Origin of the sequence: Paraburkholderia sediminicola, assembly GCF_046027355.1 — a bacterium.
Classification (GTDB): Bacteria; Pseudomonadota; Gammaproteobacteria; order Burkholderiales; family Burkholderiaceae; genus Paraburkholderia; species Paraburkholderia sediminicola_B.
In genome coordinates, this window is sequence record NZ_JAQQEK010000003.1 from 107,130 (window position 1) to 126,025 (window position 18,896).

General features: G+C 62.3%; 14 protein-coding genes. 4 read left to right on the forward strand and 10 right to left on the reverse strand.

Annotated features, from left to right (window positions below):
• Window positions 1-3: 3 nt before the first annotated feature.
• From PQR42_RS06385 to PQR42_RS06395, 3 genes are all read left to right on the forward strand, one after another.
• A complete protein-coding gene (locus PQR42_RS06385) occupies window positions 4-507 on the forward strand; it encodes a lipocalin-like domain-containing protein (RefSeq protein ID WP_408383504.1) in 504 nt (167 codons plus the stop codon).
• A gap of 360 nt (window positions 508-867) precedes the next feature.
• Window positions 868-2,157 carry an MFS transporter gene (locus PQR42_RS06390; protein WP_408383502.1) on the forward strand — a complete coding sequence of 430 codons (1,290 nt, stop codon included), beginning with the start codon at window positions 868-870 and terminating at the stop codon, window positions 2,155-2,157.
• Window positions 2,154-3,914, forward strand: a complete 1,761-nt coding sequence (locus PQR42_RS06395; protein WP_408383500.1) for a winged helix-turn-helix domain-containing protein — start codon at window positions 2,154-2,156, stop codon at window positions 3,912-3,914. Before PQR42_RS06390 ends, PQR42_RS06395 begins: the two co-directional genes overlap by 4 nt.
• A 134-nt stretch (window positions 3,915-4,048) precedes the next feature.
• Here PQR42_RS06395 and PQR42_RS06400 read toward each other — a convergent pair whose 3' ends face one another.
• From PQR42_RS06400 to PQR42_RS06410, 3 genes are all read right to left on the reverse strand, one after another.
• Window positions 4,049-4,294: a hypothetical protein gene (locus PQR42_RS06400; protein ID WP_408383498.1), complete on the reverse strand. Its 246-nt coding sequence runs from the start codon at window positions 4,292-4,294 to the stop codon at window positions 4,049-4,051.
• 183 nt (window positions 4,295-4,477) lie between these two features.
• Window positions 4,478-5,662, reverse strand: coding sequence for a phytanoyl-CoA dioxygenase family protein (locus PQR42_RS06405; RefSeq protein WP_408383496.1), 1,185 nt, complete (start codon window positions 5,660-5,662; stop codon window positions 4,478-4,480).
• A gap of 280 nt (window positions 5,663-5,942) precedes the next feature.
• The gene (locus tag PQR42_RS06410) at window positions 5,943-7,421 is read right to left on the reverse strand and encodes a catalase (protein WP_408383494.1); all 1,479 of its coding nucleotides are present in this window, start codon (window positions 7,419-7,421) and stop codon (window positions 5,943-5,945) included.
• 465 nt (window positions 7,422-7,886) lie between these two features.
• On the opposite strand from PQR42_RS06410, the gene hemH reads away from it, so the two are divergent.
• Window positions 7,887-8,927, forward strand: a complete 1,041-nt coding sequence (hemH, locus tag PQR42_RS06415) for a ferrochelatase (protein ID WP_408383493.1) — start codon at window positions 7,887-7,889, stop codon at window positions 8,925-8,927.
• Between the two features lie 87 nt (window positions 8,928-9,014).
• Here hemH and PQR42_RS06420 read toward each other — a convergent pair whose 3' ends face one another.
• The 7 genes from PQR42_RS06420 to PQR42_RS06450 form a co-directional block, all read right to left on the reverse strand.
• Window positions 9,015-10,118, reverse strand: a complete 1,104-nt coding sequence (locus tag PQR42_RS06420) for an ornithine cyclodeaminase family protein (RefSeq protein ID WP_408383491.1) — start codon at window positions 10,116-10,118, stop codon at window positions 9,015-9,017.
• A gap of 38 nt (window positions 10,119-10,156) precedes the next feature.
• Window positions 10,157-11,656: an FAD-dependent tricarballylate dehydrogenase TcuA gene (gene tcuA, locus PQR42_RS06425; protein WP_408493591.1), complete on the reverse strand. Its 1,500-nt coding sequence runs from the start codon at window positions 11,654-11,656 to the stop codon at window positions 10,157-10,159.
• A 27-nt stretch (window positions 11,657-11,683) separates the two neighbouring features.
• Window positions 11,684-13,075: an MFS transporter gene (locus tag PQR42_RS06430; RefSeq protein WP_408204664.1), complete on the reverse strand. Its 1,392-nt coding sequence runs from the start codon at window positions 13,073-13,075 to the stop codon at window positions 11,684-11,686.
• A gap of 184 nt (window positions 13,076-13,259) precedes the next feature.
• Complete coding sequence (locus tag PQR42_RS06435; protein WP_408383488.1) at window positions 13,260-14,627, reverse strand: MmgE/PrpD family protein; 1,368 nt, start codon at window positions 14,625-14,627, stop codon at window positions 13,260-13,262.
• Complete coding sequence (locus PQR42_RS06440; RefSeq protein WP_408383485.1) at window positions 14,627-16,045, reverse strand: MmgE/PrpD family protein; 1,419 nt, start codon at window positions 16,043-16,045, stop codon at window positions 14,627-14,629. The genes PQR42_RS06435 and PQR42_RS06440 overlap by 1 nt, the downstream gene beginning before the upstream one ends.
• Window positions 16,046-16,100: 55 nt before the next feature.
• A complete protein-coding gene (locus PQR42_RS06445) occupies window positions 16,101-17,432 on the reverse strand; it encodes an MFS transporter (RefSeq protein ID WP_408383483.1) in 1,332 nt (443 codons plus the stop codon).
• A gap of 9 nt (window positions 17,433-17,441) precedes the next feature.
• Complete coding sequence (locus PQR42_RS06450; RefSeq protein WP_408204660.1) at window positions 17,442-18,857, reverse strand: MmgE/PrpD family protein; 1,416 nt, start codon at window positions 18,855-18,857, stop codon at window positions 17,442-17,444.
• Between the last annotated feature and the right edge of the window lie 39 nt (window positions 18,858-18,896).

Genomic DNA, 18,896 nt, shown 5'->3' on the forward strand with positions numbered 1-18,896 from the left:
GCCATGAAGCCCAAGCTCCAAACCCTGCGGGTCACCGTGCTGGTGGCCCTTGCAATATGTCTCGCTGTCCCAAGGACTTTTGCTCAGACGGCGCCTGGCGTGGTGGGTTCATGGTCTCTGGTTTCGTTGACCGTCTCGAGAAGTGGCAGCGAAGTCGAAGTGCTCGGTCCGCATCCGTACGGGCAACTCATCTTCGGCGGCGACGGCCGCTATGTTCTGCTCGGCGTTCGTGCCGACTTGCCGAAGTTCGCATCGGGTAACCGCTTATCGGGTACCTCCGAAGAGAACGAACGCATCGTCCAAGGCAACTTCGCGCACTTTGGCACCTATACCGTCGATCAGGCGGGACAAGTGATCGTTTTCCACATTCAGAAAAGCACCTTTCCGAACTGGGACGGCGATGTTCAACGGCGCCCATTCTCCCTTGATGGCGACCGGCTGACCTACGTCACGCCCGGGAGCTTCGGATATGGTGCATCGAAAGTTGTGTGGCAACGAATGAAGTAAGCAGCGGAACGCGAGGTGCATAACCTGAACCTCCAGCGGCGAGACCGGATAACGTAATCGCGTTCAGGTCGCCGTATCACTCGCCATCGCGGACCTCGCGCCGAGCGCCGAGTCCCGAGTGCGGCACACGTCGATCCGTCGATCAAGAACCACAAGGCGAATCTAAAGACCTTTCTTGTAAGCGAATTGTCGTCCATCATATTTAAGCCAGAACGATCATGCACCGTCTTCGAAGCTGGAATGACACGGTGGTGGCTGAACACGTCCCTCCGGCGCGGCGTCCGCTTAAAACAGTAGTTATGCCTGGCGATATCAGGGATTTCCATGCTCGACGATTCGCCCCTAATCCGAAAAGAGTCGATGACAGCGCACCAACGCTGGACCATTCTGGTCGCCAGCACGGGAGGGGCGCTCGAAGTATTCGATTTCGTCATCTTCGGATTCTTTGCAAGAAGCATCGGCAGCGAGTTCTTTCCGACAGGAACTGGCGTGCCGGCGGAGACGTTGTCATTCTCGGTGCTGGCCATTGGCTACCTTTCCAGGCCGGTGGGCGGCATCCTCCTTGGGCGGTTCGGCGACACGCACGGCCGGCGCCTCGTCTTCGTTTCGTCGGCGATGATCGCCTCCGTTTCGACGCTTCTCATCGGAATACTTCCTTCATACGCGGCATGGGGCGCGCTTGCCCCGGCACTTCTTCTCATGCTGCGGCTCATCCAGGGTCTTTGCCTGGGCGGCGAGTTGCCAGGCGCAATCGTCTACGCCGTGGAAACCGCGCACGGCAGATCTGGTCTTCTGTGCGGCATCGTGTTCGTCGCGGTCAACCTTGCGTTGCTTCTGGCGACGAGCATCAATCTCGCCATGCAATCAGCGCTCACACCCGGACAGGTCGACGCATTCGGATGGCGGATCGGCTTCCTGCTGGGTGGAATGGTCGGGCTATTGAGCTTCGCCCTGCGCCGCACGCTTGCGGAGACCGACGAGTACGCGCAGGCCATTGGCGCCCGGCATCGCGAGCCTCTTGCCGTCCTGCTTCGCAAGCATTTCGCTCCCCTGGCGACTGGCGCTGGCGCGTCTCTGCTGGCGGGCGCGTCGGGTGGCATCTTTATCGGCTTCACACCAAGTTATCTGCAAAAGCTTCAATACGACACGCACCAGATCGCGAGTGCCCAGACGTGGTACCTGATCGTCGTGGCTGCCTGCATTCTTGTGACGTCGCACGTTGGCGACCTGTTGCCGCGCCGCTATGTGTTCAGGTCGGGAACCGTCTTGTCCGCGCTTTTCGCGCCCTTCTTCTTCATCGCGGCCGCCCGTCACTACGCGAGCCTGCCTGCGCTGTTCCTGATGGCCGGCGTCGTCAGCTCGTTCGCCAACGGAACCTTCGCCTGCGCGATTGCGGAAATGTTCCCCGTCGACGTCCGCTTCAGCGGCGTTGCCACGGCCATGAATCTCGGACTGTCCGCGTCGCTGGGGCTGACGCCGCTCGCCGCGAATTTCCTCGTTTCCGGCCTGCACTGGATGCCTGCGCCCGCGCTCGTCATTGTGTTGTGCTCGGCGCTTGCATTCGCGGCTTCATTCGGCATGAAGCGCGAGCGGCGGCGCGCTGACGTCGTCGCTGTGAACCGGACCTCGCGATGGCAGGAGCGCAGATGAACACGCCAGAATCCGTCCGGATTGCGGATGTCGAACTGAACATTCAGCGCTACGAATTGCGCCGCGCTGGCGAGAAGGTCAGTCTCGAGCGTCTGCCGATGGAGTTGCTGATCCTGATGGCATCCCGCAACGGGCAACTCGTCACGCGTGCGGATATCGTGAGAGCACTGTGGGGCGCGAACGCGTATCGGGAAACGGACAACTGCATCAATACGGCGATCCGGAAAATCCGCGTCGCGCTTCACGACGATCCGGTCAACCCGCAGCACATCATCACCGTGAAGGGCAAAGGCTATCGTCTGAACAACGTACGAGCCGTGCCGGAGGAATCGGCGCCCGCCCCGCAGGAAGCCGTGCGGATACTGGTTCTGCCGTTCGAAAACCAGACCGGCGACTCCGGCCAGAACAGCTTCTGCGACGCGCTGGCCGACGAAACCTCCGCCAGTATCGGCATGCTCGATCCGGAGCGCATCCTCGTCATTTCGAGGACGACCGCCGCCCACTGCAGACGGGTCAGCAAGAGTATCGCGGAGATCGCGCGCGAGTTGTCGATCGACTACGTGCTGGAAGGTGCGCTCAAGCGGGACGGCATGAGGATTCGCATTCTGGCGCAACTGATCCGTTGCTTCGACCAGGTGCAGATCTGGAGTCGCGCGTATGAGCCGATGACGAGTGGCGCGCTGGAAATCCAGAAAGAGGTTGGAGCGGCGCTCGCCCAGGAAGTATCGCCCGCGCTCGCGGACCAGCAGCGGCACAGGCTGGCGAGACGCTTGCCGGTCGATCCGGCGGCGCACGACGCGTATCTGCGCGGCCGTTACTACTGGACCCGCCGCGTGCACTTCGATGCGGGGTTTGCCGCGCATCACGCGCTGAGCGACGAGGACTTCGTTCGCGCGCGCGGCTACTTCGAACTCGCGATCGAAAGGGACCCGACTTACGCGCTCGGGTATGTGGGGATGTCGAACGTTTTAGGCGCTGCTGCGACGCACGGAGTCTGTGCACCGTCGGAGGGCCACCCGCGAGCGCGGCAGGCGGCGCTGCAAGCACTGGAACTGGACGCCAACCTTCCTGAGGCTCACCAGGCGCTAGCCGGCGTGCACTACTTCTATGACTGGGACTGGCACCGGGCAGAGGAGGAGTTCCTCGAGGCGTTACGGCTGAATCCAAGCCACGCCGAAACGAGCCGCTTGTATGCTCGGCTCCTGCTGGTGCTTGGGCGAGAAGCGGAAGGCAGAGCACAGTTCGAGCGTGCCGAAAAAGTCGACCCGCTCGGGTTCGAAGGATCGCGCGTATTCGGGCTCGTACAGGCGGGCAAGTACGACGAAGTGATCCGGGAGTGCCTGAACGCCGGGCGTGGCAATCGCTCCCCGCTCGTCTATCAGCTATTGGCGACCGCCTATGAAGAGCAGGGTCAATACGAGGAAGCAGTCGAAGCGACCATTGATGCACTAACGCGGTGCGGCGAATTCGCCCGCGCGGAGACTATCCGCAAGGTCTGGGAGTCCGGGGGTTATAAAAAAGTCCTTCAATGGTATTTGCAGGACCTGATGACGAGGCGTCAAAGGCGCTATACGTCGCCGTTGCTGTTTGCGGAAATTTACGCGAGGCTCGACCAGCCGGACGAGATGTTTCATTGGCTCGACGTTGCGCTTGCCGAACATTCGCCGCGCCTGTGCGAACTTCGCACCAATGCATGGTTCCATCGCTACCGGTCGACGGGGCGATTCCGGAACGTCGAAAAGCGCATTGGCTACTGAACCTGGAGCATAGCCCCATCACTCGCCGGACGGCCCCCGTTCGGAACCGTAGCTTCCCACCGTTACGCGCGATGAGTGTATTCGCTGGCACTCATCGTGCGAGACGGCGGTCGCGCAAAACCGTTGCGCGGCGCTCAGTGGTGGCGGAACGTATTGGCCACGATACGGCTTTGCTCCCCGGATTGCAGGGTGTTGAGGTCCGGATAGGCCTGCCGCGCCGGACTCATTGCCATTCCCGTTTCACCCCTCGACGCGTCGGTGACGCCACCGACATCCTGAGCAGACGTTGCGGTTCCCGATGGTACTGGCTTGTCCTGCGCCCACGCTTGTCCCAGGAACATGCCGATCGCGCAGAGCGCCACGATTCGAAGCGTTTTCATGTCAATTTCTCCTATCCACAAGTGCGGAAACGGTCAGTGCATGACCGGCCGTGAGGCGATCCCGGACGACTCCCGCGAAGATGCGGCGTCGCGTTGCTATCGCTTGGTCAATCCTGCGATCAGACCGCCCTTTGCGCCATCGACTGAGTCTAAAGAAATTGTTAACACGTGCCAGATTGCGGATCAGCGGAGCGCTGCCTGCTCGTTCAAGGCGAGCGTGAATCTGGCGGGATCCCAGTTCTCGTCAAGCGCGCGGTGCATGAGTTCCTGCTGGCTTTCCGGGGCCAACCCGCCAACCGGTGGGTCGCGGTCGAGATTGGTAGGAAACGGGTATCCCTCAGCGCAGGATGCGATTGCCGCGGCGGCTTCCGTGTCACTTATTCGCCCCGACGCGCGGCGCTCGCGCAGCACCGGATAAACCGCCTCGCACATTTTCCTGCGGTCGAGCACTTCCATCGCCCGGCCATAAGCCGACGAGACCTGCAAGAGATTCGCCATGCGTTGAACGTCCGTGGTGCGATTTGTGCCGGCCGCATGGAACAACGCGGGATTGAAAAACACGGCGTCGCCCTTGGAGAGCGGCAGCTGGACGAAATGGGCTTCGAAATACTCCCGAAAATCGGCTCGGCGCCACGCCAGATATCCTTCGTCATATCGCTGCGAATACGGCAGGAGCTTCGTCGGACCGCTTTCAACCGGCATGTCGCTATGCGCCACCGCGCCCTGCAGGGTGAGGAAGGTGGACATCCGATGTACGTGCGCAGGATAACGTTCGGCCTGTTCAACCGTCTGGAAGCCGAGGTGGTAATCGCGATGCGCCTGTTGAGCAGCGCCCCCAGGGCGCACCACATTGACCTGTGATGTCATCTGGTAGCACGGTCCAAGCCACGCTTGCGACACAATCATAAGCATCGGATTCGAGAAATATTCCGCGAATACTTCGGGCGCTCGCAGGCAGAGCTTCTCCTGGGCGTTCCAGATCCGGTCATTCGCGCCCGCCTTTGCGAAATGGTCTGCCGCATGCGAGCCTTGCTCGCGTTCACTGCGAATAATGGATTCGAAGACGGCCGTTGCGTCGTCGACAGGTCCAGTATCGACAAATGCCTGCCGAAGCACCAGCACCCCCGCGCCATCGTGAAGGACGCGAGCCCATTCCGCCTGCAACTGCGCTCTCTGGGATGCATCGCGTGTCATGCCATCGAGTTGCGGACAGTCGTAAATGGGAATCCGCTGCGTGACTTCTTCCGCATAGCGCGTCGAGCCGTTGTCATCGCCTTCCAGCAGCGCGACGAATTCTTTTAAAGCGCAATCGCGTTCGCGGTACCAACCCTGCTCGCGCTTTTCGATGCGATCCTGGCTGCGGCCCATGTCTCTCTCCTCTGTACGTCACAGCATAGCCCCATGTCGATGCACTCGCCAGGCGCGTAACGAATCGAAGCGCAGTGCCGTATTCCAATTTTCTTGAAACCCGCAGTCGCCTGCCCCTCGAAGAAACTGCCATTGGCCAAGCCCTTTTGGAAGTATCGGACACGGCGTCGAATAGAAACCCTGGCGTTTGCCTGATCGAAGGCGTACTTCGCAGGGCTGGCAATCCATGAAAGCGTTTGCCGCCCCGCGATAGCATCGTGAAACATTTGATTCCACTCGACTAGCTTATGTTGTCGCCGCTCGAATTTACCTTCGCAAGCTTGCTGACCGCGTCAGAGACACCTGCACCGTAAGCCGCATCCGCAAGACGGCAATGTTCGATATGAAGCTGAACCACCGGATCCAACACGCCCTGCAGTGCGCGCGCGGTGTTCTCGAACAACACTTGCTGTTGCGCGGGTGACATGTTGCGGAACAGAACGCCCGTTTGCGAGTAGTAATCGTCATCGACCCGGTGATTCCAGTGATCCGCAGCGCCTTCCAGGCTCAGCGGCGGTTCGCGGTAGTCCGGCTGCTCGGCCCACTCGCCGCGCGTATTCGGTTCGTAGGAGATCGTGCCACCCTGATTGCCGTCTGTACGTCCTTGACCATCACGGTGATAGCTGTTGACATAGCTCGCTCCCCTCGGCGCATTCACCGGAATCTGCGCATAGTTCACGCCCAGACGATAACGCTGCGTATCCCCATAAGAGAAGAGCCGCCCTTGCAGCATCCGGTCCGGCGAAAAACCGATTCCCGGCACGATGTTCGACGGCGCGAATGCAGCCTGCTCGACATCCGCAAAATGATTGTCGGCGTTACGATTGAGCTCCATCACGCCAACTTCGATCAACGGATAATCGGACTTCGGCCATACCTTCGTGAGGTCGAACGGATTGATGCGGTACGTACCCGCTTCCTTCTCGGGCATGATCTGCACGAACAGCGTCCAGCGCGGGAAATCCTTGCGCTCGATGCTCTCATACAGATCGCGCTGATGTGATTCGCGATCCCGGCCAACCAACGCCTCGGCCTCAGCGTCGGTCAAGTTCTTGACACCCTGCTGCGTGCGGAAATGAAACTTGACCCAGAAGCGTTCATTTGCCGCGTTGATAAAGCTATACGTGTGGCTTCCAAAGCCATGCATATGGCGGAAAGAACTCGGCAGGCCACGGTCGCTCATGATGATCGTAACCTGATGCAACGCCTCGGGAAGCTGTGTCCAGAAATCCCATTGGTTCTGTGCGCTGCGCATGCCCGTGCGCGGATCACGTTTGATCGCGTGGTTCAGGTCCGGGAACTTCAACGGGTCGCGAAAGAAGAACACCGGCGTGTTATTGCCGACGATGTCCCAGTTGCCTTCTTCGGTATAGAACTTCAATGCAAAGCCGCGAATGTCGCGTTCAGCATCGGCCGCACCGCGTTCGCCGGCAACCGTCGAGAAGCGCGCGAACATTTCGGTGCTCTTGCCGATCTTCGAGAAAATCTTTGCACGCGTATATTTTGTGATGTCGTGCGTCACAGTGAACGTGCCGAATGCGCCTGAACCCTTCGCGTGCATCCGGCGCTCCGGAATGACTTCACGGTCGAAATGCGCCAGCTTTTCGAGGAGCCACACATCTTGCAACAGCGCCGGACCGTTCGGGCCCGCGGTCTGAATGTTCTGATTGTCGGCAACAGGTGCGCCAAATACCGTAGTCAACTTCCTCTTCATATTCATGTTCCTATCCTCGCATTTGGGGTGATGAAAACCGATGCAAACCGTTGCGAATCACAACCATCGTTTGTCGATTCAAGAATAGCAGCGCTGTGCAGTTGCCATGTTTGGAATTATTTACTGATTGGATAACAGAATACTAAGTCCCTCATGCCAGCTCATACGTCGAATAAGGACAATCTACGTGGGAAAACTGCCAGCATGCTTCATTGGCCTTGATGACATAGGTGCTAGCACAAGTCAATGTCACGCATTGCAGACCATCTCGCGCAGCCGATAGTCGCGACTTATGGAAGCGCTAGAAAATACGACTTGGACCTGAAGCGCGGAATTGGTGATGATTGATCCAGAGGGTGAATCGTCAATCGATGACAACGCCCAACCCGCAAATGGATCAGAGGGCCAACCTTTAGGTGACGCGAAATGTATGCTGACATCTCTTTTCAGAAAACGTCCCCTGCCGTTTCAATGCCCCGCGCGGCAGTTTTGCTGATCAACCTTGGGACACCGGACGCACCCACTCCGCGTGAAGTACATCGCTATCTTGCGGAATTCCTGTCCGACCCACGCGTGATCGAAATGCCGCAATGGCTTTGGCAACCCATTCTTCACGGCCTCGTGCTTCCATTCAGGAGCCACGCGGCGGCGCGCCGATACGAATCCATCTGGATGCCGGACGGATCGCCGCTCCGTGTGCATACCGAACAGCAGGCCACCGCACTTCGAAGCTGGCTGACCGAACGCGGACAACGGGTGCATGTCTCTTACGCGATGCGTTACGGCACGCCGAGCATCGCGGAAGAACTCGATCGTCTGATCCGGCAAGGCTGCGATCGCATCGTGATCTTGCCGATGTATCCGCAATACGCGGCGTCGACCACCGCAACTGCCTTCGACAAGGTGGCCTCCGCGTTCGCACAGATCCGCAATCAACCGGAGGTACGTTTCATCAAACAGTACTTTGCAGATCCACGCTATATTTCCGCACTCGCCGACACCGTACGGCGGCATTGGTCCGTCCATGGACGCCCCGACTTCACCCGAGGCGATCAGATGCTTTTGAGTTTTCACGGCTTACCGCAACGCGCTATCGAGCGTGGCGACCCTTATCATGCGCAGTGCCTCGAGACGGGTGCACTGCTCGCCGAGGCGTTGAGCCTTGACGCGCAACACTGCAGAGTCACGTTTCAGTCGGAGTTCGGAAGACAGGAGTGGATCGGACCACATACCGCGGAAACACTGGCTGAACTGGGCGCGTCCGGCACGCATCGCGTGGACGTTTTTTGCCCGGGTTTTACTGCCGACTGCATCGAAACCGTCGACGAAATCGGTGTTGAGGGGCGGGACACGTTCCTCAAATGGGGCGGCAGGGAGTTCCATCGGATCGATTGCGTGAACGCCTCAAGGCCGTTCATCGACGCACTCGGTGAGCTTGCACTCGACCAGTTGAAGCACTGGAGCGGCGTCGTGACACAACCCCGCGAGGAAGATGAAGTCACGATGTCCTAAAGCGTATCCACGTCCCGCGCGGATCGCTCGAACACGACCTGCCGGAGCCATCGATTCCCTGCGTCACGATGGCGGGGCGCCCTCTTTTCAATTTCTGATGGACTGCAGGAAATAGTGATCCGGCAACGCAATGCCAAGGCCGAGTCGCGACGCTTCCCGATACACATGCCCGCCCACCGCCGCAAATTGGACGCCCCAGTTGCCCACCGTGTAATAGAAGGTGATTTGCCGGGCATCCGTGCGGCCCGGCGCGCGGCCGGTTATCACATCGGTGTAGACCGGCCAGCCGGTCGTATCCACTCTCTCCCCGCGCGACACAGGCAGACGCGCCCGCTCCTCGCCGCTTCCGCCGATAAACGCATTCGGGCTGCCCGACACGCGCTGGCTGAAGCGCTCGCTCTCCTCCATCGGTAAGCGTTCATGGCCTTGCGCGATGCACACGTCGAAGCGGCTCGCCACCCTGGCGTCGAATTCACGCGGCGTGAGCGCCACCACGTGCATGCCTGGCTCCAGCCAGTCGGCGTCGATCACGGGCGTCATGCTGTCGGTGCAGGTGGCGACGATGTCGGCGCCGCGCACCGCCGCTTCGGCCGAGCCGACAGCTTCGATTTCGATCCCAAGTTTCGCCGCCATGTCCCGCGCAAAACGCACACGATTCGCCTCGCGACGGCTGAAGACTCGCACGCGGCGAATATCGCGCACCGCCACCAGCGCCTCGAGAAACGTTTCCGCCATGCCGCCCGAGCCGATCATGCCGATGGTATGCGCGTCCTCGCGCGCGAGCAGCCGCGTGCCGAGTCCCGCCGCGCCGCCCACGCGCATGTGTTGCAGGTGGCCGTCGTTGAGCATCGCGAGCGGCTTGCCGTTCTCGGTATTGAACAGCATCACCAGTCCGCAATACGTGCCGGGCTCGACGCAGTACTTCTGCTCGCTGCCAGCGCGGCCGCCGGCGTCACGCGGCCACACCATCACGTCCGATTTCAGGCGCACCGCGAGAATGCCGCCGGTCGCGCCGTCCACCGAGCCGAAACGGTAATAGCTGTCGTCGCGCTGTGTCGGCACATAGGTGTCGATACGCGGACGCCCAATCGACGCGCCATCCGGCAACCCGGCGAACGCGCGTTCCTGCACGTCGATGCAATCGCGCATCGTCAGCACGCGCGCGACGCAGTCGTTATCGATAAGCAGCATCGTAGTGAGTCCCCCGAGCGTTCCCGTTAGCGTCCAAATCAGCGCGCAACCAACCGCGCCGCGCCTGCCCCGGCGCGCCGCCCGAACACCACGCCGGCGACGAGCCCCGTGCCGCTGCCGTAGTTGTGATAGTAGAGACCGCCGACAATCTCGCCCGCCGCGAACAGCCCTCGAATCGGCGTACCCGACGTGTCGAGCACTTCGGCCTCCGTCGACACCTTCAGTCCACCGAACGTAAAAGTCACGCCAGTGGTAACGCCATAGGCCTCAAAAGGCGGCGTGTCGAGCCGATTGGCCCAGTTGGTTTTGTCGATGCCGAGCCCGCGCGTGCGCAGACCGTCGTGGATATTCGGATTGAACGACACATCGGGCCGCGGCGCCTCGTTATACGCACGCACGGTCTGCAGAAAACCTTCCGGATCGACGCCCGTGAGTTTCGGCGCCAGTTCTTCGAGCGTGTTCGCCGTCTCTTTGGTGATACGCGCAATCCGGTACTCGTCGCGCAGCAGCTTGACGACTTTCTGATCGAAAATCTGCCACGCGAAAAGGCCTGGCTGGCGCAAGACCTCATGCCCATACTTCGCGTACGTGAAACTGTGAAAGTCGAGCCCCTCGTCGAGAAAACGCTCGCCCTTCGCGTTCACCAGAATCCCGAACGGATAGTTATGTTTCTGGAAGCGATCGCCAATCGTCAGATCGCCGTACTCGGGCGCGTTCATGTCCCATTGCACCGCATGCGCGCCGGACCAGTGCCCCGTTACCGCCGCGCCGATTTCCATTGCCATCTTGTGGCCCCAGCCGGTGTTGTAGCGTGTGCCACGCACTTTCGCCAGGTCCCAGTTCGGCCCGAGATAGCGCGCACGCATTTCCGCACTCGATTCAAAACCGCCGCATGCGAGCACCACCGCTTTCGCGCGGATGTCGACCTGCCGGCCCTCATGCATGGCGCGCACGCCTTCAATGCGCCCGTCGCCGTGCAGCAGGCCCATTGCCTGCGTGCGATAGAGCACGCCGATTCCCGCGTCCTTCAGCGCGTGATGCAGCGTTTCGACCAGATGCGTGCCACCACCCAGAATGTGGCAAGCCAGCCCACCCCAGAAACGGAACTTGCCTTCGACACGAAACGCCTGCCGCCCCAGCGCGGGTTGAAAACGCACGCCATGCTGCTTGAGCCACAGCGCGGCGTCGTAGCTGTTGCCGATCAGTACGTCGGTCAGGTCCGGGTCGGCGCGGAACTCGGTGAGCCGGCCGATATCGTCGAAATACTGCTCGCGCGTGTAGGTGCCGAAATCGATGTTAGGCAGATCCAGTTCCGCGATATCCGGAGCAAGCTTCAACAGGTCGTCGACGGAATCGTAGACGAAACGGAACGCGCCGCCCGTGAATGCGGAGTTGCCGCCGCGCGCTTCCTCCGGTGCGCTTTCGAGCAGCGCGATGCGCTTCGCACCGCCTTCGCGTGCGGCCAGCGCCGCGTTAGCCGCGGCATTTCCCGCGCCGATTACGAGCACGTCGATATCGTTGAGTTCGTCGAGGGTCATCAGTTCACTCTCCAAGTCCAGTGTGATCTAGCGTCGCGGGTATTCGGCGAGCGGCGTCAGCGACGCCGCGTCCACTTCATCCACGACCGGGTTCAGGGTTTCGAGGCTGCGGCCAGTGGTCCGCGGGCCGAAGACGAGCGTGATCAACGCGGTCAGGAACCACGCGCCCGCGATATACATGAACACGGTCACATAGCCATAGTTCGTGTAGATCGCGGCGATCACGAAGGCATTCGCGACATTCGCGATCCGGCCCGCGCCATACGTGAGGCCCGTCGCGCTATTGCGCACGCCGGTCGGAAACTGTTCGGGCGTGTACGAATAGAGCAGCGTCGCGAAGGTCTGCGTCAGCATGCCGACCGCGAACCCGAACGTCACGATCAGCACCGGCGTGAAGCTCAGCCCGTACAGCAGGCCGAATCCCGCGATCAATAGCGCGACTAGCGCGATCAGATGCTTGCGTTCGAAGCGGTCGGCGGGATAGACCGCGAGCAATGCGCCAAGCGGCGCGCCCACGTTGATCAGCGTGAAATACGTGAGGCTGCGTGCAATCGTGATGCCGTGATGCACCAACAGGGTCGGCACCCACGCTTCGAAGCCGTAGAAGCCGATCGTCTGCAGCAGCCAGATCGCGCAGAGCGTGAGCGTGCGGCGGCGGTAGACGCTGTTGAACATCGTCATCCACGGCTCGCGCGCTTCGGGCGGCCGCACCACCACCTCGGGCGTCGTCAGCACGTTCCCTTCGGCGATGCTCCTTGCCTCCATCGCCGCGAGCGCGGCTTCCGCTTCGTCGAAGCGTCCTGCTCGCGCGCTCCAGCGTGGCGACTCGGGAAGCCGCTTTGCGATCAGCGGAAACGCGACGCCTAGCGCGCCCCACACGAAGACCCAGCGCCAGCCGTCCGGCCCGTACGGCACGAGCAGCCGCGCGACGAAGTTCGTCAGCGGAATCGCGCACAGGTTGATGACCATGGCCCACGACTGCCAGGTGCCGCGCGAGCGCGCCGGGAACAGCTCGGCGATATAGGTCATCACCGTCACCATGCCGGCGGAAATGCCGAAACCGGTGACGACCCGCGCGGCGAACAGATACGGGACGCTCGGCACGACCGCCGTTGCCAGCGAACCGAGCGACGAGATCAGCACGAACAGCATCAGCGAGCGTTTGCGCCCCAGCCGATCGGACAGCAAACCGCCGAGCGTCGCGCCGAAGAACATGCCGATGAAGCTCGCGGACGTGATCAGCGCGATTTCATTGATCGCGATATGCCAATGCCGGATCAGCGCGGGTGCCGCCGATGCGAACGTGTTGATATCGCAGCTATCGAAGAAGAGAGGAATCGCGAACAGGAACATCCATTCGCGATGCATCCGCGAGTTCGGCAAACGGTCGACGCGCGCCGCGACGAGTGAGTCGTTCATGCCTGTCTCCTTTGTCGGCTGGAGTTAGCGCTTCAGCGCTTACTCCAGCCCCATGCAAAGCTGTCGACCAGAGTTAGCGCTTTAGCGCTTACTCTGGTCCCATGCAAAGCCGCCCGCGGTCATAGCCGCGCGATTGTCTTGCTCGTTCGAATGAAACTATCCAACGCGGTCCCCGACGACTGCGTCAGTGCCGCAACCCTGCTTCGAGCAAACCGGTCAACGTAGTGATGTCTTCCACACTGTCGATGCGCCACAGCATCCCCAACGCGTCGCGGCTCGCCTCGGGCGTCAATACGTGATTCGCACAGTCGAGAAACTTGGCTTCGATCCGCGCATCCGGCAACGGATTGGCCGACGTCCGGCCCGCCGCGCGCGCGACGCGTTTCGACACACGCCGCCCATCGCTTAACTGAACGACGATTTCCGCGCCGAAATGATCCGGTTGCTGGTCCGCCAACGGATCCGGCTCCGCGACGATCTTCGACATGAGCGCGCGAATCGCCGGGTCGGCGTACGCTTCGCCTTCGAAATCGGACAGCACCACGCGCCCTTGCGCCAGTGCGCGTGCCACGCAGTACTGCACGCTGAATTTCGCGTCGAGCGCACTGGCCGGCTGTGGGCGGTTCGTATGCTGAAGGCGACGCGGATGCGTCCAAGACACGACCGATTCGACATCGTCCGGCTTCAGTCCGTATTCGCTGACGAGCATCAGCATCGCGTCGATCGCGGGGTGCGTGCTGCCGCAGCATGGGTACTGCTTGATCGCAATGCCAGGTTCGACGATGTCGAGCGGATCGGCCCAATGCGTCAGCGCCGCCTCGGCGTCGTAATGGCCAGCGCCGTTGTAGACGTTGAAAAAACCTTGGCGATGTTCGAAGGCTTCGTCGCCGGCGTTAAAACCTTCGCGCGCAAGCAGCGTTGCGATCAAGCCGTTGCGCGACGCATGACCGACATGCAACGGCTTCGTCATGGTGCCGAAATTGGCCTTGATGCCGGAAGCGAACGACGCGGCAATCGACAACGCGGTCGCCGTCCGCGCCGCATCCAGTTCGACCAGATGCGCCGACGCGGCACACGCGCCGAATACGCCAAGCGTCGCCGTTGGATGCCAGCCCTTGTCGTAATGATGAAAATTGACCGCATGCGCAATACGCGCCTGCGCTTCGAAACCCGCCACGTAAGCGGTGACGAGGCGCCGCCCGCTCGCGCGCACTTCTTCGGCAAGCGCAAAGAGCGCCGGCAGAATCGGTGCGGAAGGATGGCCGCCCAGCGTATTGCTGCAATCGTCGAAGTCGAGCGCATGCGCGGCCGTGCCATTGACGAGCGCTGCGTCGCTCGGCTTCATCCGCTCGCGCGTGCCGACCACGAGCGCGGCACCGTTGGACGGTGCCGCCACGGTCCGCGCAATCCGCGCACAGGGTTCCGCCGAACCCGCCAGCGTCACGCCGATCGTATCGATGATGCCGATGCGCGCCCAGCGCAACGCCTCGTCGGGCACGTCGGCGGAAGTGAATGCCGCGATGCGTTCGCCCAGCGATTTCGCGATGCTCATCAGCGGTCTCCTCGTACAAGCGATAGATCCGGCGACGGCCTGTGCAATGAATCGGGCGACGGTGCAGGCATCGCGTCGAGCCAGTGCAGGTCCGCTTCGTCTTCCACCCGGTCCAGCTGCTCGAACAACGTGTGCGCCGCGACGCCCAGTCGCTTCGTCATCCGCATGAACTTGGCGCGCAATTGGGCCGGTGTGAACGGTGTCGACGGACAACCCGGGAAGTCCGTCTGCTCAAGTTCGTACGTCGTGCCGTTATCGAGCGTGATGCGTGTGACGGTTGCAAGTCCGGTGGCGTCAGTGGCGACGAGCGTCACGCGCTGCGCGAGCTCGCGGATGGCTTCGTCTTGCAACAGGCGGGCGCCGAAGGTCGACGGATCGTCGGCATCGTGCAGCAGCGCCGCCGCCACGCACACCGGCACGCTGTATTGCGCGAGCACCTGATTGGCCGGCAGCTTGATATCGTGATTCGCCGCAAGACGCGGCGCGCCCGCGATCCGGATCGCGACGATACGACGCGCGTCGATATCGTACGCGGCGCGCAATTGCTGCGCGGCGTAGACCGGCGTGTGCGCCACGATGTGACACGCGTAGCGCTTCAGGCATAGCGTCGGCGTTTCATAGCGCGTGCCTAAGCCGTCGGTCAGACGCGCCGCGTCCGAGGCCTCGCAATACGCCTCCAGAAAACCGTAGCGCCCTTCGAGCACCGTCGACGGCCCGTCGAACCCCGCCTGCGCCAGTTGCACGGCGACGATGCCCGATTGTGCCGCGCGCCCCAGGTGGATACGCTTGACGAGACCACCATCGCCGGACTTCGCGAATTCGAGCAATCCGCCGCTCAACGAGCCGGCAATGCCCAACGCGCGACTCAGCGTATCCGTATCGACGCCGGCCAGCTTGCCCGCGACGATCGCGGCGCCGAACGGTCCGGTCAGACCCGGCGCATGAAAGCCGCGTGCTTCGGCTGAGTGTTTCGTCGCCGTGCCGATCCGGAACAGCACCTCGATACCGGCGACGAGCGCCGCCAGCACGTCGCATCCCGACGCGCCATAGACCTGGGCGGCGGCAAGCGCAACTGGCACTAGCGACGCGCCGGGATGAACGCCGGCGCCGGGTTGCCGCAAGCTATCGAGTTCCGCCGCGTGGATTAGCACGCCGCCCGCGAACGCCGCCGCCTCGGGAGCGACGCGCCGGCTCGTGCCAGGGATTGCACACGGGCCCGCGGCCGCATGGCTGACATAGCGCAGCGCGGCTTTGCCCGCTTCCACTTCGTGTCCGTACAACGCCGCGCCGATCGCGTCGATCAGACAGTCTTTGGCAAGCCGCACGACATCGGCGGGCAACTGCTCGAAGCGCACGCTGAGCGCGTACTCCGACAACAACTGCGCGGCGGTGCGTCCAGCGGATGAAGCCGGCTGCATGAAAGCGTCTCCGTTGATCTTGGTGATCAGCTTGGTGACCACTGACGTGACCACATTACTGGCGCGCTTCTTCGTCGATCACCGACCGATGGCGCGTCTCGGGCATCAGCACATACGTGAGCAGCGACACCGCCGCGCACGCGCTGACGTAATAGAAGAACCAGGATTCGTGGCCCGCGTGCTTGAAGCGCAACGCGAGATATTCGGTGGTACCGCCCATTACCGACGACACGATCGCAAACGGCAGGCCGACACCGAGCGCGCGAACCCTCGCGGGAAAAAGCTCCGACTTGACGAGCCAGTGAATCGACGAAAAGCCACTGAGAATGCCGAGCGCCGCGAGATTCAATGCGAACGCGGTGAGCGCGCTATGAGTCGAACCGAGCGCATGCATCAGAGGCACCGTCAGGAACGTGCCGCCGACACCGAAGATCATCATGACCGGCCGCCGTCCGATCAGATCGGATAACAAGCCGAAAAGCGGCTGAAAGCCCATGTAAATGACGAGCGCCGCGGTTGCGATCAGCGTCGCCGTATCCCGGCTAAAGCCGGTGGTGTTGACCATGAACTTCTGCAGATAGATCGTGAACGTGTAGAACGCGACCGTACCGCCAATGCTGATGCCGATCGTCCACAGCGTCTGGCGCCGGTGCTGGATCAGCAGCACCAGCAGACTGCCGCGCTCCATCTGCGGGCGCGCGCCTTCGCGCTCGAACGCGTCAGTCTCGGCAATGCCGCGCCGCAGATAGAGCGCGAAGACGGCCAGCGCGCCGCCAATCGCAAACGGAATCCGCCAGCCCCACTGTTCGAGTTGCGTGGGCGTCAACACGAACCGTTGCAGCACGAGCATCAGCGCGAGCGCCACCAGTTGTCCCATTACCACCGTCACCTGGACGAAGCCGACAAAGAAGCCGCGCCGGCCCGTCGGCGCCATTTCGCTCAGATAGGTCGCGCTCGTGCCCGCTTCGCCGCCCATGCTGAAGCCTTGCAGAAGACGCGCGCAGACCAGCACGGCGGGCGCGGCCACGCCGATGGACGCATACGTCGGCGTCAACGCGATGATCAGCGAGCCGACGCTCATCATCGCCACCGATACGCTCAACGCCACGCGCCGCCCATGCCGGTCGGCGAGCGCGCCGATGGCCCAGCTGCCGAGTGGCCGCACGACATAACCGATCGCCGCGACGGCCGCCGCGTTCAGGAGTTGCGCGGTCTGATTGCCGCCCGGGAAAAAAGCCTTGCTGAAATAGATCGAGAAGATCGAATACGCCAGAAAGTCGTACCACTCGATGACATTGCCGGCGCTGCCGCCGATAATCGAGCGCAACCGTTCGCGCCGCGCGGCGGGCGTGGCGGACAACGGGAGAGTATGCGCAGTGGCGGCCACGATCGCTCCTCAGGGGGCGCTCGCGAGGAGCCGTGCGAGTTCGCTCGCATCCGGCTGATCTTCGGCGTGCATCACCCAGTCGACGATGCGCGCGATCTGCCGTGCGTCGATCCGATGCGCGGCAAGCTTTCTCATCTTGCCGACGATATCCGCTTCGCTCGCGAACGCGTGTTCGCTGCCGCGCTGCGCCTCGACCGTTTCTTCGAGCCGCGTGCCGTCGCGCAACAGCACCTCGACGCGCACCATATGCCGCAGCATGGAACCGCGCGCCGTGATGGACGGATCCTCGACCACCTGCACGCGATCGGCCAGCGCCATGCGCTGCGGGTCCGCGACCTTGTCCTCGCTGAACTGGTCGACGAAGACGTCGCCTTCGAGCAGCAGCGTTGCGACGCAATACGGCAGGTTGAGCTGCGCGGAGGTCAGCCCCTGTGGCACGTATTTCCAGCCCACATGATCGACCGTCACGCGCGAACCGTGCACGACGATCCGCTCGATATCGTCCGGACCGAACGGATGACGCGCCTGCATCGCGCGGATCGCATCGAGCGTGGTGTGATTGCTGCCCACGCACGAGTAGAACTTCAGCGCGATACGCATGGTCTCGAAGCGCTCGCCGAGGCCATCCACGAGTTGCGTCAGATCGAAGCGGTCCGACGAACGCGAGAACGTGCTGCAAAATCCGCCGTACGGATTTTCAAACACGTCGACGATACCCGTGAAGCCGTTCTGCGCGAGCAACGCGCCGTACAGGCCGCTTTGCGCGGCACGCCCCGCATGCATGCGCTTGACCATCGCGCCGAACTGCGCGGCCATCAGTCCCGCCGCCTGCGTGCCGCCGATGCCGAGCGCGTGCACCGTCTGTTCCATATCGAGCCGCAACGCGGCTGCCGCGCCCGCCGCGGCCGAGAATACGCCGACCGTCGCGCCCGAATGCCAGCCTTGCGCAATGTGCTCCGGTCCCATGCACATGCCCACGCGCGGGCCGACCTCATAGCCCGCCACACAGGCACGCAGGAAATCGCGGCCCGACATCGGCGCGCCGGCGGACAGCAGTTCGGCAACGGCGAGCACGGCAGGCAAGGTCACCGCCCCGACATGCAGCACGCCGACGCGATGCACGTCGTCGAGTTCGAAACTCTGGATCAAGGTGCCGTTGACGAGCGCCGCGTGTGGCGCGGACAAACGCATCGGCATGCCCCACACACGGCAACCGGGCGTGCTGTCGACGCGCTGCAAGGTATCCGCAAGAATGCGGCTCCACGGCAAGCCGGCGCCGAAAATGGCGCAGCCGAGCGAATCGAGGATCAGCAGTTTGATGCGCGCACGCACCTCGTCCGGTATCGCCTCATACCGCAAGCCCGCGACGAATGCGGCCACGCCGCCGGTATAAGGGTTTGCGCCTACGTCGTTGTGCTGGTTCATCGTTCGGGTGCCGTTTTGGGTGCACGTAAATGTCGTGCC

Coding starts and splice junctions, on each gene's coding strand:
- PQR42_RS06385 (WP_408383504.1), top strand. CDS start 4: ATGAAGCCCAAGCTCCAAACCCTGCGGGTCACCGTGCTGGTGGCCCTT.
- PQR42_RS06390 (WP_408383502.1), top strand. CDS start 868: ATGACAGCGCACCAACGCTGGACCATTCTGGTCGCCAGCACGGGAGGG.
- PQR42_RS06395 (WP_408383500.1), top strand. CDS start 2,154: ATGAACACGCCAGAATCCGTCCGGATTGCGGATGTCGAACTGAACATT.
- PQR42_RS06400 (WP_408383498.1), bottom strand. CDS start 4,294: ATGAAAACGCTTCGAATCGTGGCGCTCTGCGCGATCGGCATGTTCCTG.
- PQR42_RS06405 (WP_408383496.1), bottom strand. CDS start 5,662: ATGGGCCGCAGCCAGGATCGCATCGAAAAGCGCGAGCAGGGTTGGTAC.
- PQR42_RS06410 (WP_408383494.1), bottom strand. CDS start 7,421: ATGAATATGAAGAGGAAGTTGACTACGGTATTTGGCGCACCTGTTGCC.
- hemH (WP_408383493.1), top strand. CDS start 7,887: ATGCCCCGCGCGGCAGTTTTGCTGATCAACCTTGGGACACCGGACGCA.
- PQR42_RS06420 (WP_408383491.1), bottom strand. CDS start 10,118: ATGCTGCTTATCGATAACGACTGCGTCGCGCGCGTGCTGACGATGCGC.
- tcuA (WP_408493591.1), bottom strand. CDS start 11,656: ATGACCCTCGACGAACTCAACGATATCGACGTGCTCGTAATCGGCGCG.
- PQR42_RS06430 (WP_408204664.1), bottom strand. CDS start 13,075: ATGAACGACTCACTCGTCGCGGCGCGCGTCGACCGTTTGCCGAACTCG.
- PQR42_RS06435 (WP_408383488.1), bottom strand. CDS start 14,627: ATGAGCATCGCGAAATCGCTGGGCGAACGCATCGCGGCATTCACTTCC.
- PQR42_RS06440 (WP_408383485.1), bottom strand. CDS start 16,045: ATGCAGCCGGCTTCATCCGCTGGACGCACCGCCGCGCAGTTGTTGTCG.
- PQR42_RS06450 (WP_408204660.1), bottom strand. CDS start 18,857: ATGAACCAGCACAACGACGTAGGCGCAAACCCTTATACCGGCGGCGTG.